General features: G+C 72.9%; 13 protein-coding genes. 5 read left to right on the top strand and 8 right to left on the bottom strand.

From position 1 onward, the window contains the following. Positions 1–26 precede the first annotated feature (26 nt). Both IM770_RS11260 and IM770_RS11255 read left to right on the top strand, forming a co-directional pair. Complete coding sequence (locus IM770_RS11260) at positions 27–857, top strand: ATP-binding cassette domain-containing protein (RefSeq protein ID WP_203581231.1); 831 nt, start codon at positions 27–29, stop codon at positions 855–857. Continuing rightward, on the top strand, positions 854–2,125 hold the full coding sequence (locus tag IM770_RS11255) for a sugar ABC transporter permease (protein ID WP_203581230.1): 1,272 nt from the start codon (positions 854–856) through the stop codon (positions 2,123–2,125). The genes IM770_RS11260 and IM770_RS11255 overlap by 4 nt, the downstream gene beginning before the upstream one ends. Before the next feature lie 57 nt (positions 2,126–2,182). Here IM770_RS11255 and IM770_RS11250 read toward each other — a convergent pair whose 3' ends face one another. From IM770_RS11250 to citH, 3 genes are all read right to left on the bottom strand, one after another. After that, the gene (locus IM770_RS11250) at positions 2,183–2,890 is read right to left on the bottom strand and encodes an NAD-dependent deacylase (protein WP_203581229.1); all 708 of its coding nucleotides are present in this window, start codon (positions 2,888–2,890) and stop codon (positions 2,183–2,185) included. Then, the gene (locus IM770_RS11245; protein ID WP_203581228.1) at positions 2,887–3,507 is read right to left on the bottom strand and encodes an alpha/beta fold hydrolase; all 621 of its coding nucleotides are present in this window, start codon (positions 3,505–3,507) and stop codon (positions 2,887–2,889) included. Before IM770_RS11245 ends, IM770_RS11250 begins: the two co-directional genes overlap by 4 nt. 88 nt (positions 3,508–3,595) lie before the next feature. Continuing rightward, positions 3,596–5,131, bottom strand: a complete 1,536-nt coding sequence (citH, locus tag IM770_RS11240) for a citrate transporter CitH (RefSeq protein ID WP_203581227.1) — start codon at positions 5,129–5,131, stop codon at positions 3,596–3,598. A gap of 188 nt (positions 5,132–5,319) precedes the next feature. Between citH and IM770_RS11235 the strand changes: the two genes are divergently transcribed. Further along, a complete protein-coding gene (locus tag IM770_RS11235) occupies positions 5,320–6,999 on the top strand; it encodes a sensor histidine kinase (RefSeq protein WP_203581226.1) in 1,680 nt (559 codons plus the stop codon). Next, positions 6,996–7,652, top strand: a complete 657-nt coding sequence (locus IM770_RS11230; protein WP_203581225.1) for a response regulator — start codon at positions 6,996–6,998, stop codon at positions 7,650–7,652. The genes IM770_RS11235 and IM770_RS11230 overlap by 4 nt, the downstream gene beginning before the upstream one ends. Before the next feature lie 44 nt (positions 7,653–7,696). Here IM770_RS11230 and IM770_RS11225 read toward each other — a convergent pair whose 3' ends face one another. From IM770_RS11225 to IM770_RS11205, 5 genes are all read right to left on the bottom strand, one after another. Continuing rightward, complete coding sequence (locus IM770_RS11225) at positions 7,697–9,223, bottom strand: ATP-dependent DNA ligase (RefSeq protein WP_203581224.1); 1,527 nt, start codon at positions 9,221–9,223, stop codon at positions 7,697–7,699. 69 nt (positions 9,224–9,292) lie between these two features. Further along, complete coding sequence (locus tag IM770_RS11220; RefSeq protein ID WP_203581223.1) at positions 9,293–10,282, bottom strand: epimerase; 990 nt, start codon at positions 10,280–10,282, stop codon at positions 9,293–9,295. Next, the gene (locus IM770_RS11215) at positions 10,279–10,677 is read right to left on the bottom strand and encodes a DoxX family protein (RefSeq protein WP_203581383.1); all 399 of its coding nucleotides are present in this window, start codon (positions 10,675–10,677) and stop codon (positions 10,279–10,281) included. Before IM770_RS11215 ends, IM770_RS11220 begins: the two co-directional genes overlap by 4 nt. Then, complete coding sequence (locus IM770_RS11210) at positions 10,677–11,441, bottom strand: LLM class flavin-dependent oxidoreductase (protein WP_203581222.1); 765 nt, start codon at positions 11,439–11,441, stop codon at positions 10,677–10,679. Before IM770_RS11210 ends, IM770_RS11215 begins: the two co-directional genes overlap by 1 nt. Beyond that, a complete protein-coding gene (locus IM770_RS11205) occupies positions 11,438–12,313 on the bottom strand; it encodes an LLM class flavin-dependent oxidoreductase (protein WP_203581221.1) in 876 nt (291 codons plus the stop codon). Before IM770_RS11205 ends, IM770_RS11210 begins: the two co-directional genes overlap by 4 nt. 135 nt (positions 12,314–12,448) lie before the next feature. Here IM770_RS11205 and IM770_RS11200 point away from each other — a divergent pair, with 135 nt between their 5' ends. Next, positions 12,449–13,168: a DUF72 domain-containing protein gene (locus IM770_RS11200; protein WP_203581220.1), complete on the top strand. Its 720-nt coding sequence runs from the start codon at positions 12,449–12,451 to the stop codon at positions 13,166–13,168. Positions 13,169–13,240: the final 72 nt, after the last annotated feature.

The following is a 13,240-nucleotide window of genomic DNA, read 5'->3' as shown; positions in this document are numbered from 1 at the left end:
CACGATCGACCCGCAAGGAAGCGAGCATGTCAGACACCACCCTCACCCCTCCCGCCGTCGCCGTCGGCGACGAGCCGATCATCCAGCTGGTCGGCGTCAAGAAGTCCTTCGGGCCGGTCAGCGTCCTGAAGGGCGTGGACCTCAAGGTCCACCCCGGCAAGGTCACCGCCCTCGTGGGCGACAACGGCGCCGGCAAGTCCACGCTCATCAAGGGCCTGGCCGGCGTGCAGCCCTACGACGAGGGCGAGGTCCTCATCGACGGCACCCACCGCGACCTGCACGCGCCGCGCGACGCCGCGCACCTGGGCATCGAGGTCGTCTACCAGGACCTCGCGCTGTGCGACAACCTCGACATCGTGCAGAACATGTTCCTCGGCCGCGAGGAGCTGTCGTACGGCACGTTCAACGAGGGCCGCATGGAGAAGGAGGCCTCCGACACCCTCCGCTCGCTCTCGGTGCGCACGGTCAAGTCCGTCCGCCAGAAGGTCTCCAGCCTGTCGGGCGGTCAGCGCCAGACGGTGGCCATCGCCCGCGCCGTCCTGAAGAAGGCGCGCGTGGTGATCCTCGACGAGCCCACCGCTGCCCTCGGCGTCGCCCAGACCGAACAGGTGCTGAACCTCGTCAAGCGCCTGTCGGAGCAGGGCGTCGCCGTCGTCCTCATCAGCCACAACCTCGCCGACGTCTTCGCCGTCGCCGACGACATCGCCGTGCTCTACCTCGGCCAGATGGTGGCTCAGATCCCCACCTCGCAGACCACGCGCGACGACATCGTCGGCTACATCACCGGCACCAAGACCCCCAACGGCGTCGACCTCGTCGACACGTCCACTCTGCGCACCGAGGGAGGAGCGGAATGACCAGCAGCGTGACCCGGACGGAGGCCGGTCCCGACCCGATGGCCGGCGACATGATCGGCAGCGGCGTCGAAGGCGGCGTGGGCGACCAGGTGCGCGCCTGGTGGCAGCGCGTGCGCGGCGGCGACATGGGCGCCCTGCCCGCCCTCGGCGGACTCGTCGTGCTCACGATCCTGTTCGCCACGCTGAGCCCGTACTTCCTCACCGAGCGCAACTTCGCGAACCTGCTCAACCAGGCCGCTCCCCTGGTGATGCTCGGCATGGCGCTCGTGTTCGTGCTGCTCCTCGGCGAGATCGACCTCTCGGCCGGCGTCACGGGCGGCGTGGCCATGGCCGTCTTCGTCGTGCTCGCCACCCAGTTCCAGCTGCCGTGGACGCTCGCGCTCCTCATCGGGTTCGGCGTCGGCTTCGCCACGGGCGCGCTCATCGGCTTCTTCGTCGCGAGGGTCGGCATCCCGTCGTTCGTCGTGACGCTGGGTCTGTTCCTGGGCTATCAGGGCCTCGCGCTCCTCATCATCGGCGACGGCGGCCTGTACCGCGTCCAGGTGCCCGAGCTCATCGCGCTGCAGAACGGCAACCTGCCCGTCTGGGGCGGCTGGGTGATGCTCGCCGTGATCCTCGCCGTCTCGGCCGCGACCTCGTTCTGGGATCGCATGCGCCGGACGCAGGCGGGCGTCCCCAACCGCCCGCTGTCGCTGGTGTGGATCAAGCTGGGCGTCATCGCCGTCATCGGCGGCGCGTTCGTCTACATGCTCAACCAGAACCGCGGCGGTGCCCTCCACGCGGTGCAGGGAGTGCCGCTGATCGTGCCGGTGGTGCTGGTGATCCTGTGGATCGGCACCTTCGTGCTCGACCGCACGAAGTTCGGACGCTACATCTACGCCATCGGCGGCAACGCCGAGGCCGCCCGTCGCTCGGGCGTCAAGGTGCGCTGGGTCAAGTGGTGGGCGTTCGTGATCTGCTCGATGCTCGCCGTCGTGTCAGCGCTGTTCAGCGTTGCGCGCGTCGGCACGGTCGACGCCACCGTCGGCCGCGACATCGTGCTCTCGGGCGTCGCCGCGGCCGTCGTCGGTGGCGTCAGCCTCTTCGGCGGACGCGGTCGCCTCATGCACGCGGCCATCGGTGCGCTGGTGATCGCCGTCATCACGAACGGCCTGGGTCTGCTGAGCCTGCCCGCGGGCATCAACCTGCTGGTCACCGGCGGCGTCCTCATCCTCGCCGCGACGGTCGACGCGCTGTCGCGGCTGCGATCGGGCGGCGCCAGGATATAGCGCGTTCGAACACGGCGAAGGCGCCGGGCGGAGGCATCCGCCCGGCGCCTTCTCGCGTCACGCCCGCGGCGAGCGCGCCGAGAGCACTTCGTCGACCCACGCCGGCACGAGCTCGCCGGCCGGTCCGGTGCGGGCGTCGTCGAAGGGCACGGCGGCATCGGTCGGCTCGAGGTTGAGCTCCACGGTGTGTGCGCCGAACGCGGCGGCGAGTGCGACGTAGCCCGCGGCCGGGTACACCGCACCGGACGTGCCGATCGAGACGAACACGTCGCAGGCCACGACGGCCTGCTCGATCCGCTCCAGGTCGTACGGCATCTCGCCGAACCAGACCACGTCGGGTCGCAGCATCCGCTCTCCGCATGCCGGGCAGTGAGGCCGGTCGATGAGGTCGCCGTCGCACGTCGGCCGCGCGCCGCACGCGAGGCACAGCGCGCGGAAGAGTTCGCCGTGCATATGCACGAGGTTGTGGCTGCCGGCGCGCTCGTGCAGGTCGTCGACGTTCTGGGTGACCACCAGGAGGTCGTCGCCGATGGCGCCCTCCAGCCGCGCGAGCGCACGATGGGCGGCATTGGGGACGACGGATGCCGCGACCCGCCGCCGCGCGTCGTAGAAGGCGAGAACGGTGTCGGGGTCGCGCTCGAAGCCCTCGGGAGTGGCGACGTCCTCGATGTCGTGCCCCTCCCACAGCCCGTCGGGACCCCGGAAGGTGGGAACGCCGCTCTCGGCCGAGATGCCTGCGCCGGTGAGCACGACGATCCGGGTCATCGGATCGTTCCGGGGGCGACGTGCGACAGCACCCGCTCCCACACGTCGGCGAGGATCACCCGGGCCGTCGGGTCGTCGGTCCGCGGCACCATCTCGATGCGCGCAGAGGGAAGCCGCTCCTTGTACCAGCGTGCCGCCGCCGCGGCGGCGTCGGGGTCGCGTTGACCGTTCAGGATGAGCGTCTTGGCGGGGATGCGCGCCAGCAGGTCGGCGACCTCCGAGCCCGCGAGCCCGGAGGTCGGCTCGGGAACGGCCACCAGCGCGAGCCGGTCGACGCCCTCGCCCAGATGCGCGGCGACCATGATCGCCAGGGCGCCCGCATCGCCGACGCCCACGAGACCGGCGGGGCGATCGTGCTGCTCGGCGCCGATGAACTCCGCGAGCGTCGCCGCCGTGGTCTCGGCCGAGGTGGCGCCCCGGTAAGCGGCGGGGTCGTCGAGGTCGTCGACGGTGAGACCCACCGCCACGATCCGCGCGTGCCGGCGGATGGTCGCCTCGGGCTGCGGGTCCGACAGCGTCGACACGCCCGCCCGCAGCAGGACGACGGTGCGGTCGGCGCCGGCGCCGCCGAAGCTGCGGTGTTCGAACGAGGCGCTCGGCGCCGGTCCCTTGGTCATGCCGAAATCCTACGTTCGCCCCAGCCCATTCCCTCGAGAAAGACCGGGGGGCCACCGTCGGCCGCGCCGGCCGGCGCGGCCGGGGGGGTCAGGCCATGAGCGGGATCGCACCGACCAGCACGCCGACGGCGAGCATCGCGAGCGACACGACGCAGGCGCGCCACAGCACCTTCTTGTGGTGGTCGCCGAGGTTGACGCTCGCCAGCGACACGAGCAGCAGGATCGCGGGCACGAGCGGGCTCTGCAGGTGCACCGGCTGCCCGGTGATCGACGCGCGCGCCATCTCGACCGGCGCGATGCCGAAGTGCTCGGCGCTCTGGGCGAGCACCGGCAGGATGCCGTAGTAGAACGCGTCGTTCGACATGAAGAACGTGAACGGGATCGACAGGACGCCGGTGATCACGGCGAGGAAGGGTCCGAGCGAGGCGGGGATCACGGTGGTGATCCACGTCGCCATCGCGTCGACCATTCCGGTGCCGTTCAGCACGCCCACGAGCACGCCCGCGGCCAGCACCATCGAGACGACGCCGACGATGCTCGGAGCGTGGGCGACGATCTCGTCGGCCTGGCCCTTGAGCTTCGGGAAGTTCACGACCAGGGCGATCGCGGCGCCCACCATGAACACGTACGCGAGCGGGAAGATGTCGAGCACCAGCAGGACCATCACCGCGAGGGTGAGCGCGAGGTTGAACCAGATCAGCTTCGGCCGCAGCGTCGCGCGGTTCGGGTCGAGCATCGTGTCGGCCATCGCGGTGTCTTCGCGGTCGACCACGGCCGTGGCGGCGGGCACCCCGCCCCGCCCGCCGGCGAGCGTCACGATGTTGCCGGTACGGAGGGTCGCGCGGGCACCCGGCTTCGTGTCCGAGCCGCGGAAGATCCGCGGAGCCGGGAAGGCTCCTCCGTCGCCGGCGAGACGCGACTCGTCGATGCGGCCGATCCGCTTGCGCTCCGAGAGCCCGAGGAACCACGCGAACGTCAGCGCGATCACGACGCCCGCCGCGAGCGAGGGCAGCATCGGCACGAAGACGTCGGTGGGCTGGAGGCCGAGCGCGGTCGCCGCGCGGACTGTCGGGCCGCCCCACGGCACGATGTTGAGCGTGCCGTTCATGAGGCCCGCCACGCACGTGAGCACGACGGGGCTCATCCCCAGGCGCAGGTAGATCGGCAGCATCGCCGACGTCGTGATGATGAACGTGGTCGACCCGTCGCCGTCGAGCGACACGGCGCCCGCGAGGACCGCCGTCCCGAGCACCACCTTGGCGGGGTCGTCGCCGAGCAGCCGAGTGATCGCGCGGATGAGCGGGTCGAACAGCCCGACGTCGATCATGATGCCGAAGTACATGATCGCGAACATCAGCAGCGCCGCGGTGGGTGCCATGCTCGCGATGGCGTCGATGATCATGTCGCCGAGTCCGAGCCCCGCACCCGCGAAGAGCCCGAAGATCGTCGGCACGATGATGAGCGCGACCATCGGGGTGAGCCGGCGCGTCATGATCAGCGCCATGAAGACGAGGACCATCGTGAATCCCAGCGCCACGAGCACCCACTCGGGCGGGACGAAGGCGGTCGCGTAGCCGGGGTCGGCCTCAGCGGCCTGGAGCAGGAGGGGGGCTGCCGCGTTCATGTCGACTCCTTCGTCGTGCGGTGCGTCAGGTCTGGCACCGGGGCCGGTGCGCTCCCGAGAGGCTAGGCGCGGCCCTGCCGCCACCGCGCGCTATGTCGCATTGCCGCAGGTTGTGCGCGTAGCGTGTCTTCTGCGCATTGTGCTCACGTGCGCACGGGGTGCGGCGGTCCGCCGGCCCGGGAGGTGGCATGCGCTTCGCGACACGGCTGCTGCTGGTGCAGCTGGCGACGGTGACCGCGGTCGTCGCGGTGTGCGCGCTCGTGTTCGGCTGGCTGGGCGTGCGCCAGCTGCGCGCCGAGTCCGAGGCGGCCGCCCTCAACATCGCGCGGACCGTGGCCGAGGATCCGGACGTGAAGGCGCTGGTCGCCGAATTCTCGGCCGACCCGGGGACTCCGGATGCCGCGGACCTGCGCGGCGGGCCCCTCCAGGGGGTCGCGGCCGACGTGGCGGAGCGCACCGACGCGCTGTTCGTGGTGATCACCGACGACCACGGCATCCGCCTCGCCCACCCCACCGAGGCGCTGCTCGGCGAGGTGGTGTCGACGCCGTTCGCCGAGGTGATGGAGGGCAACGAGGTGGTCGACTGGGAGGTCGGGACCCTCGGCGAATCCGCCCGTGCCAAGGTCCCGGTCTACCCCGAGGGCGGCGACGTGCCCGTCGGCGAGGTCAGCGTGGGATTCGAGCGCGCGAGCGTGTTCGACGACCTGCCCGCCTTGATCACGACGATCGCGATCGCGGCGATCGGCGGCGTCGCGCTGGCGGCCCTCGCCACGCTGCTGCTGCGGCGGCGCTTCGAGCGCCTGACGCTGGGACTCCAGCCCGAAGAGCTCGTCGCCCTCGTGCAGAACCAGGCGGCGGTGCTCGAGGGCGTCGGCGACGGCGTCATCGCCCTCGACCCCGACGGCGTGGTGCGGGTGTGCAACGAGGCGGCCGAGCGGATGCTGGCGCTCGAGGCCCCGGTCGGGCGCCGGTTCGACGACCTGCCCCTCCCGGACGCGGTGCGCGCCGCGATCCGCGACGGGGCATCGGGCGTGGAGGCGGTGGCGGGTGACCGCGTGCTGTACCTCGACACCCGGCCCGTGCGACGCGATGACCGCGCACTGGGCCAGGTCGTGGTCGTGCGCGATCGCACGGACGTCGAGGCGCTCGCCGGACGGCTGGAGACCGTGCGTGCGATGACCGAGGCGCTGCGGGTGCAGCGGCACGAGTTCGCCAACCGCCTGCACGTGGCGAGCGGCCTCCTCGACGCGCGGCGTGTCGACGAGGCGCGCGCGTTCCTCGGCGACCTGACCGAGCGCGGGGCGGTGGACTTCGCCGTACCCGGTCTCGACCGTGTGCCCGACCCGTTCCTGCAGTCGCTGATCGGAGCCATGGCCGCCGCCGCGCGCGAGCGCGGCGTGGACCTTCGCATCTCGGACGACACGTTCCTGCTCGGCGAGGTCGCCGAGGCCGAGGACGTGGCTGCGATCCTCGGCAACCTCGTCGGCAACGCCGTCACGGCCGCGGTCGCCGCCCCCGCACCGGCGTGGGTGGAGATCGCGCTCCTCGGCGACGGGGACGAGGTCGTCCTCACGGTCTCCGACTCGGGCGTGGGCATCATCCCCGCCGGGAGCGACCCGTTCGCCGGGGTGATCGCAGGAGCCGTCGGCGCGGAAGCCGCGCCCGAGACCGCGCAGGCCGTCCACGGTCACGGCATCGGCTTGCCGCTGTCGCGGGATCTGGCGCGCCGCCGCGGCGGCGAGGTCTGGCTGATCGACCCCGGCGGCGACGGGGCCGGCGCCGTCTTCGGCGCACGGCTGCCGGGCGCGCTCCGCGCGGTGGACCCCGCTGAGCCCGCCGTTCCGGTCCCCGAAGAGGAGGATGCATGACCGCCCCCATCCGCGTGCTCGTGGTCGACGACGACTTCCGCGTGGCAGGACTGCACCGCGACGTGGTCGCCGCCCGGGCGGGGTACACGGCGCTGGATCCCGTCCACTCGCTCGGCGCCGCCCGTCAGGCGGTCCGCGCGCACGCTCCCGATCTGCTGCTCGTGGACGCGTTCCTCCCCGACGGCGACGGCGTGGAGTTCGTCGCCGCGGCCGGAGTCGACGCCTTCGTGCTGTCGGCCGCGACAGACGCCGCCACCGTTCGGCGAGCGCTTCGCGCCGGGGCGCTCGCGTATCTGACCAAGCCGTTCGAGGCGCGAGTGCTCGCCGACCGCCTCGACCGCTACGCGCGTCTGCGCAACCTGCTGACCGGCGAGCGTCCGCTCGAGCAGGAGCAGATCGACCGTGCGCTCTCGATCATGCACGGAGGTGCCGAGCCGGCGACCGTCGCGCGCTCGGCCACCGAGCAGCTGATCCTCGAGGGGCTCGGCGACGACGAGGCCTCGGCGGCCGAGATCGCGGACCGCGTCGGCATCTCGCGGGCGACGGCGCAGCGTCATCTCGCGGGTCTCGCCGGCCGCGGGCAGGTGGAGGTGCGGCTGCGCTACGGCACGACCGGCCGGCCCGAGCACCGGTACGTCGCGGTCCGTCGCTGACGGTCGCGTCCTCGGCTCGGCCGCACGCGCCCGTGCGTGGCCGGCTACCCGCGCAGCAGCTCGCGCAGCGTCTCGATCGAGTCGGCCTCGTCCGGACGCTTGTCGGGCCGGTAGCCCTTGACCCGCGCGAACCGCAGGGCCACGCCGCCGGGGTACCGCGTCGAGCGCTGCACGCCGTCGATGGCGATCTCGACGACGGTCTCGGGGCGGACGTGCACGGCGTGCGCCGTGCGGTGCGTCTCGATCGTCGGGAAGTGCTCCGTCTGCCACCGAAGCGTCGCGTCGGTGATGCCCTTGAACGTCTTGCCGACCATCACGAAGCCCCCGGGCTCGCCGAACGCCCCCTCAGGGTCGAGCGCGCCCAGGTGCAGGTTCGAGAGCTGCCCCGTACGACGGCCCGACCCCCACTCGACCGCGAGGACGACCAGGTCGTACGTCAGCACCGGCTTGATCTTCAGCCAGCTCTTCCCACGGCGCCCTGCGGCGTACGGCGCGTCGAGGCCCTTCACCATCACGCCCTCGTGTCCGGCGGCGAGCGCTTCGCGCGAGAACTCCTCGGCCCGCGCGGGATCGTCGGTGACGATGCCCGGCATGCGGGCGTCGCCGGCGACGCGCTCGAGCACCTCGAGCCGCGTCTGCAGCGGCTCGTCGATGAGGTCGCGACCGTCGAGGTGGAGGATGTCGAAGAACCACGGCCGCAGGACCACCTCGACACCGGTCTCCGAGCCGAAGCGCGCCATGGTGTCTTGGAACGGCCGCGGCCCGCCGTCCTCGTCGAGCGAGAGGGTCTCGCCGTCGAGGATCACCCGCTCGGCCGCGAGCGCCCGGGCGGCCTCGACGATCTCGGGCACGCGGTGCGTGATGTCGGCGAGGCTGCGCGTGTAGACGTGCACGTCGTCGCCGTCGCGATGCACCTGGATGCGCGCGCCGTCGAGCTTGTATTCGACGGATGCCGCGCCCCCGAGCGTCTGGAGGGCCTCGGTCGCCGAGCCCGCCGTCGATGCGAGCATCGGCAGCACGCCGCGACCCACTTGAAGGCCCACCTGGGCGAGCTCGTCCGGCGTCCCGGTGAGCGCGAGGCGCGCCGTCGCACCGAGGTCGCCCGACAGCATCGCGGCCCGCCGCACCGTCGCGGCGTCGCGCTCGGACGCCTTCGCGATGGCGTCCAGCAGCACGCCCTCCAGCGCCCCGGTGCGCAGCTCGCCGAGCATCACGCGAGAGACGAAGTCCCATTCCTGCGTGGTCGCGGCCGCGGCTAGGGCTTCGAGCTCTGCGGTGCGGGTCGCCACGGAGCCCCGGCCGTCGGCCGCTGCGAGCCGGTCGAGAGCCGCGTCGACCTCGCCGATCGTCAGCGTCGACCCGGTCGCGTGGTCCACCCGCAGCTGCGTCAGGCTCCGCCATCCGACGCCGAGCCTCCCCTGTCGCGGCGAGGCCACGAGGAACCCGATCGCGGGCTCGATCTCGTCGGGTTCGAGGCGCCGGAGCGCTTCGCCGAGGGCGGCGACCTTGGCCAGTCGCGACGACGTCGAGGCCACGGCATCCGTCACCGTCACGAGCTCGTGGAGCAGCATGCCCGCATTCTCGCATCCGGCCCCGACACCGTGTCGGTCCCCCGCGATATCGTGCGCGCGTCTCCGAGGTCAGCGCCGGCGACCCAGCGCCGAGACGACGTCGCTGAGAGCGGGCTCGAGCTGCGGGTGCGCGAAGGCGAAGCCGGCGTCCGTCAGCACCTGCGGCGTGACCCACCGGCTCTTCAGCACGAGCTCGGGCTCGGTGCGCAGCGCCCACATCGCCGGCTCCAGCATGAACCGCCACGCCGGCAGGCCGACGGGCGCGCCGACCACGCGGCGGAGCATGGCCATGAGGGTGCGGTTGTCGGCGGCGGCGGGTGCCGCGAGATTCACGGGGCCCGCGATCGACGGGTCGTCGCGCACGAAGCGCACGGCCGCGACGACGTCGTCGAGGTGGATCCAGCTGAACCGCTGGCGCCCGCGCGACCGATGCCACGGCGGACGGCCGTCGCCGGTGGGATGTGGGCCGATGCCCCGATAGCGACGGTGGGGGAACCACCAGCCGTCGAACTGCGGACCGCCGAGTCCGGTACGGGCCAGCCGTACGAGGATGCGGGTGGCGGGGCCGTCGCCGAGCACGATCGCCATGCGCAGCGCGACGCGGCGGGTGCCCGGCAGCTCGCCGGCGAAGAACTCGTCCTCCCACGTACGCGCGACATCGACCGAGAAGCCCGTGCCGAGCTCGCCGTCCGCTTCCGTCTGGGGCCGGTCGAGGGCGTAGCGGTAGATCGTCGCGGTGCTGGCGTTCAGCCAGACCGGCGGAGCCGCCGACGCGCCCTCGATCGCGTGGCGCACGGCGCGGGTGGTCTCGACCCGCGAGCGCAGGATCTCGTCGCGATTCCGATCCGTGTAGCGGCAGTCGACCGATCTGCCGGCGAGGTTCACGACGACGGCCGCCCCATCGACGAGGTCGCGGATGCCGGGGGCGTCCTCCCAGGTGGCGTCGGCGCCCGCGCGGCCGATGGTGCGAACCTCGTACCCGTCGTCGGTGAAGGCCTCGACGAGCGCGCCGCCGACGAAACCGGAGGCGCCGGCGACGACGGCACGAGGCCGGGTCATCGGCCGCTGTCCGCTCGACCGGCGGTGCTCCACAGCGCCCACGCCACCAGCGGCGGCTGCAGCAGGAGCCGGATGAACCTGGCGCGATCCGTCCGCAGCATGGGTGCCGGGCGTCGGGTGCGCCACTGGTGCACATTGCCCGGGAACACCGCGACGAAGAACGCCGCGACGACCCAGCCGACGCGACGCTGCTCGGCGGGGAGCGCGACGAGCGCGCCGCCCAGCATTAGCTCGACCACGCCGGAGGCGACCACGATGGTGTCTTTGTCGGTGCGGAGCAGATCGGCGGCCCAGTCCGGCACGACGATCCGGTAGCCGCGGCGTCCCCACGTCAGGTGCGAGGCACCCGCCGCGAGCAGCAGCGCGGCCAACGCCCAACGCGCCACGCTGCGCATCATGCGAGGGCCTCGGCGACCGCCTCGATGAACCGGAAGTGGTCGTCGAGGCTGCCGGACGGCGTGATCGCCCGCAGCACCACCTCGTCGGCCGCGGCGCGATACGCGGCGATCCGGTCGCGCAGCTCGCCGGGACGGATCACCGTGTCGGCGGCGTCGATCCCCAGCCTCCCGAAGTTGGCGGAGTACGCGGGGTAGCCGGCGTAGCGTGCGGCTTCTTCGGCGAGCGCATCGGCCGCGACAGTCTCGACCGCTGTGCGCACGTACAGCGCGACGTGCGCCGACGGCGCGAGCTCGTGCGCCTGACGCGCCTGCTCCGCCGCGATCCCCGGCGTGAGCCAGCTGAGCAGCAGGCCATCGGATGCCGTCGCCCCCGCACGCCGCATCCTCGGGCCCAGCGCGCCGACCACGACGCGCGCGTCGCCGCGGGAGCGGAGGGTGGCCGCGGCATCCGTCACTCGCGCGACCGCGCCCTGCTTCAGCTGGCCCGATCCGATGCCGAGCATCAGGCGCTCCGCCGGAAGGCCGGCCGCGGCCGCGAGGATGTCGTCGGACGTGCGCCGGTCGACGGGGAGCACACCCGTCGCCAGTCCGAGGCGCTCGGTGGCGCCCGCCGCCGCGTGCAGCACCGCCAGCGCGTCATGCCCCGGCGTGTCGTTGACCCAGAGGGCGCGCAGCCCGGCTGCCTCGACCGCCGGCGCGATGTGCGCCGCGAGCGCCGGCCCGGCGACGGCCGCGATGCCGAGTGAGAGCGCGCCGGTCACGCGACCGTCACCGGCACGAGACGGGCGACCTCGGCGGCGGAGCGGTAGAACTCGGCGATGTCTCCGCGCGAGGCCGGGAGCAGCACGACGTCGTCGACGCCGGCGTCGAAGAACCGCTGCGCGCCGGCGGCGACCTGCGCCGGGTCGCCCCACAGCGCACGGGCCTCGGGGTCGGGCTTGTCGCCGACATCGGCGATCGCCCGCGCCCCGGCGTCGGCGCCGAACGCGGTGACCACGTAGGCGACGACGTCGTGGTGGCCTGGCCGCCCCGCGGCGGCACGCGCCTCGCGGATCGCCGCCGTGGCGACGGCGTACTCCTCTGCCGTGTGGCCGCTGTCGAGCACCGTGCCGTCAGCGACCTCGCCGCTGAGACGGAGCGTCTTCGGCCCTTCGGCCGCCGCATACACGAGCGGCGGCGTGGCGGGCGCATAGTCGAGCCGTACGTCACGGAGCTTGACGTACCGCCCCTCGGCGGAGACCTCCTCACCCGCCAGCAGGCTGCGCAGCGCGGGCACGTACTCCCGCATCAGTGTCAGCGGCGAGGCGACCCGCGCGCCGACCTGTCCCATCCAGTCGAGCACCCCGTGCCCGACGCCGGGCAGGAGGCGTCCGGGGAAGAGCCGCTCGACGGTCGCCAGTTCCATCGCGGTCGCCGCCGCGTTGCGCAGCGGCATCGGCGCGATGCCGATCCCGATCCGCAGCGACTCGGTCCACGCGAGCGCGGCGCCGACCGTCGCGAAGGCGGACTGGCGGAAGCAGTCCTCCCAGACCCACAGTTCGGGCAACCCCGCGGACTCGGCGGCGAGCACGGCGTCGCGGAACTCGTCGGGTGAGTGCGTGTACGGGTTGAAGATCGCTCCGATGCGGCTCATGAGACCACTCTGTCAGCGGCCGCGGACACGCGCATCCCGACCCCCTGCCCACGCGCATCCCGAGCCCGCTATCGCGCCCGCCTCGCCGCTGCAACCCCTTCCCGGCACCGGTCCCCCGTCCCCCACTCTGGAGGCATGGCACGCATCGGCACCTCCGGCTGGGTCTACCCGCACTGGCGAGGCGTGCTGTACCACGGGCCGCAGAGCCGCTGGCTCGACGAGTACCTCGCCGAGTTCGACGTCGTGGAACTGAACGGCAGCTTCTACCGCTGGCCCGCCGACGCCCGGTTCGCCTCGTGGCGCGAGCGGCTGCCCGCGGGCTTCGAGATGGCCGTGAAGGCGCCGCGCGGTCTCACGCACGCCCGCCGGCTGCTGAATCCGGAGGTCTGGATCGAGCGCGTGACGCGCGGGCTCCACGAGCTGCGGGGCCGCCGCGGCCCGCTCATCGTCCAGCTGCACCCCGGCTTGGAGCGGGACGATGCGCGCCTGGACTACTTCCTCGGGGCGCTGCCCGCCTGGACGCGGCCGGCGGTGGAGTTCCGGCATCCGTCCTGGATCGACGAGGCCGTCTTCTCGATCCTCGAGCGGCACGGAGCGGCCTATTGTGTGATGAGCGGGGCGCGCCTCCCCTGCATCCTGCGCGCGACGGCGCCGCTCGTCTACGTGCGCCTGCACGGGCCCGATCCCGAGCACCTCTACGGGGGCTCGTACTCCGACGACGACCTCGCGTGGTGGGCCGAGCGCATCCGCGAGTGGGAGACCGGCGGGCACGAGGTGCACGCCTACTTCAACAACGACGGCGGCGGCAACGCCGTCCGCAACGCGCGGACGCTGAAACAGATGCTGCACGCCTGAGCCAGCGCCCGGCCCGGGGATGCACGCCAGGAACGCCGAGAGGCGCCGCGCCCGACGGGCACGACGCCTCTG

Source organism: Microbacterium hibisci (assembly GCF_015278255.1).
Lineage (GTDB): Bacteria > Actinomycetota > Actinomycetes > Actinomycetales > Microbacteriaceae > Microbacterium > Microbacterium hibisci.
Note: the sequence above shows the minus strand (reverse complement) of the source record. Positions and strands in the feature narration are given on the sequence as shown.

Coding starts and splice junctions, on each gene's coding strand:
- IM770_RS11260 (WP_203581231.1), top strand. CDS start 27: ATGTCAGACACCACCCTCACCCCTCCCGCCGTCGCCGTCGGCGACGAG.
- IM770_RS11255 (WP_203581230.1), top strand. CDS start 854: ATGACCAGCAGCGTGACCCGGACGGAGGCCGGTCCCGACCCGATGGCC.
- IM770_RS11250 (WP_203581229.1), bottom strand. CDS start 2,890: ATGACCCGGATCGTCGTGCTCACCGGCGCAGGCATCTCGGCCGAGAGC.
- IM770_RS11245 (WP_203581228.1), bottom strand. CDS start 3,507: ATGACCAAGGGACCGGCGCCGAGCGCCTCGTTCGAACACCGCAGCTTC.
- citH (WP_203581227.1), bottom strand. CDS start 5,131: ATGAACGCGGCAGCCCCCCTCCTGCTCCAGGCCGCTGAGGCCGACCCC.
- IM770_RS11235 (WP_203581226.1), top strand. CDS start 5,320: ATGCGCTTCGCGACACGGCTGCTGCTGGTGCAGCTGGCGACGGTGACC.
- IM770_RS11230 (WP_203581225.1), top strand. CDS start 6,996: ATGACCGCCCCCATCCGCGTGCTCGTGGTCGACGACGACTTCCGCGTG.
- IM770_RS11225 (WP_203581224.1), bottom strand. CDS start 9,223: ATGCTGCTCCACGAGCTCGTGACGGTGACGGATGCCGTGGCCTCGACG.
- IM770_RS11220 (WP_203581223.1), bottom strand. CDS start 10,282: ATGACCCGGCCTCGTGCCGTCGTCGCCGGCGCCTCCGGTTTCGTCGGC.
- IM770_RS11215 (WP_203581383.1), bottom strand. CDS start 10,677: ATGCGCAGCGTGGCGCGTTGGGCGTTGGCCGCGCTGCTGCTCGCGGCG.
- IM770_RS11205 (WP_203581221.1), bottom strand. CDS start 12,313: ATGAGCCGCATCGGAGCGATCTTCAACCCGTACACGCACTCACCCGAC.
- IM770_RS11200 (WP_203581220.1), top strand. CDS start 12,449: ATGGCACGCATCGGCACCTCCGGCTGGGTCTACCCGCACTGGCGAGGC.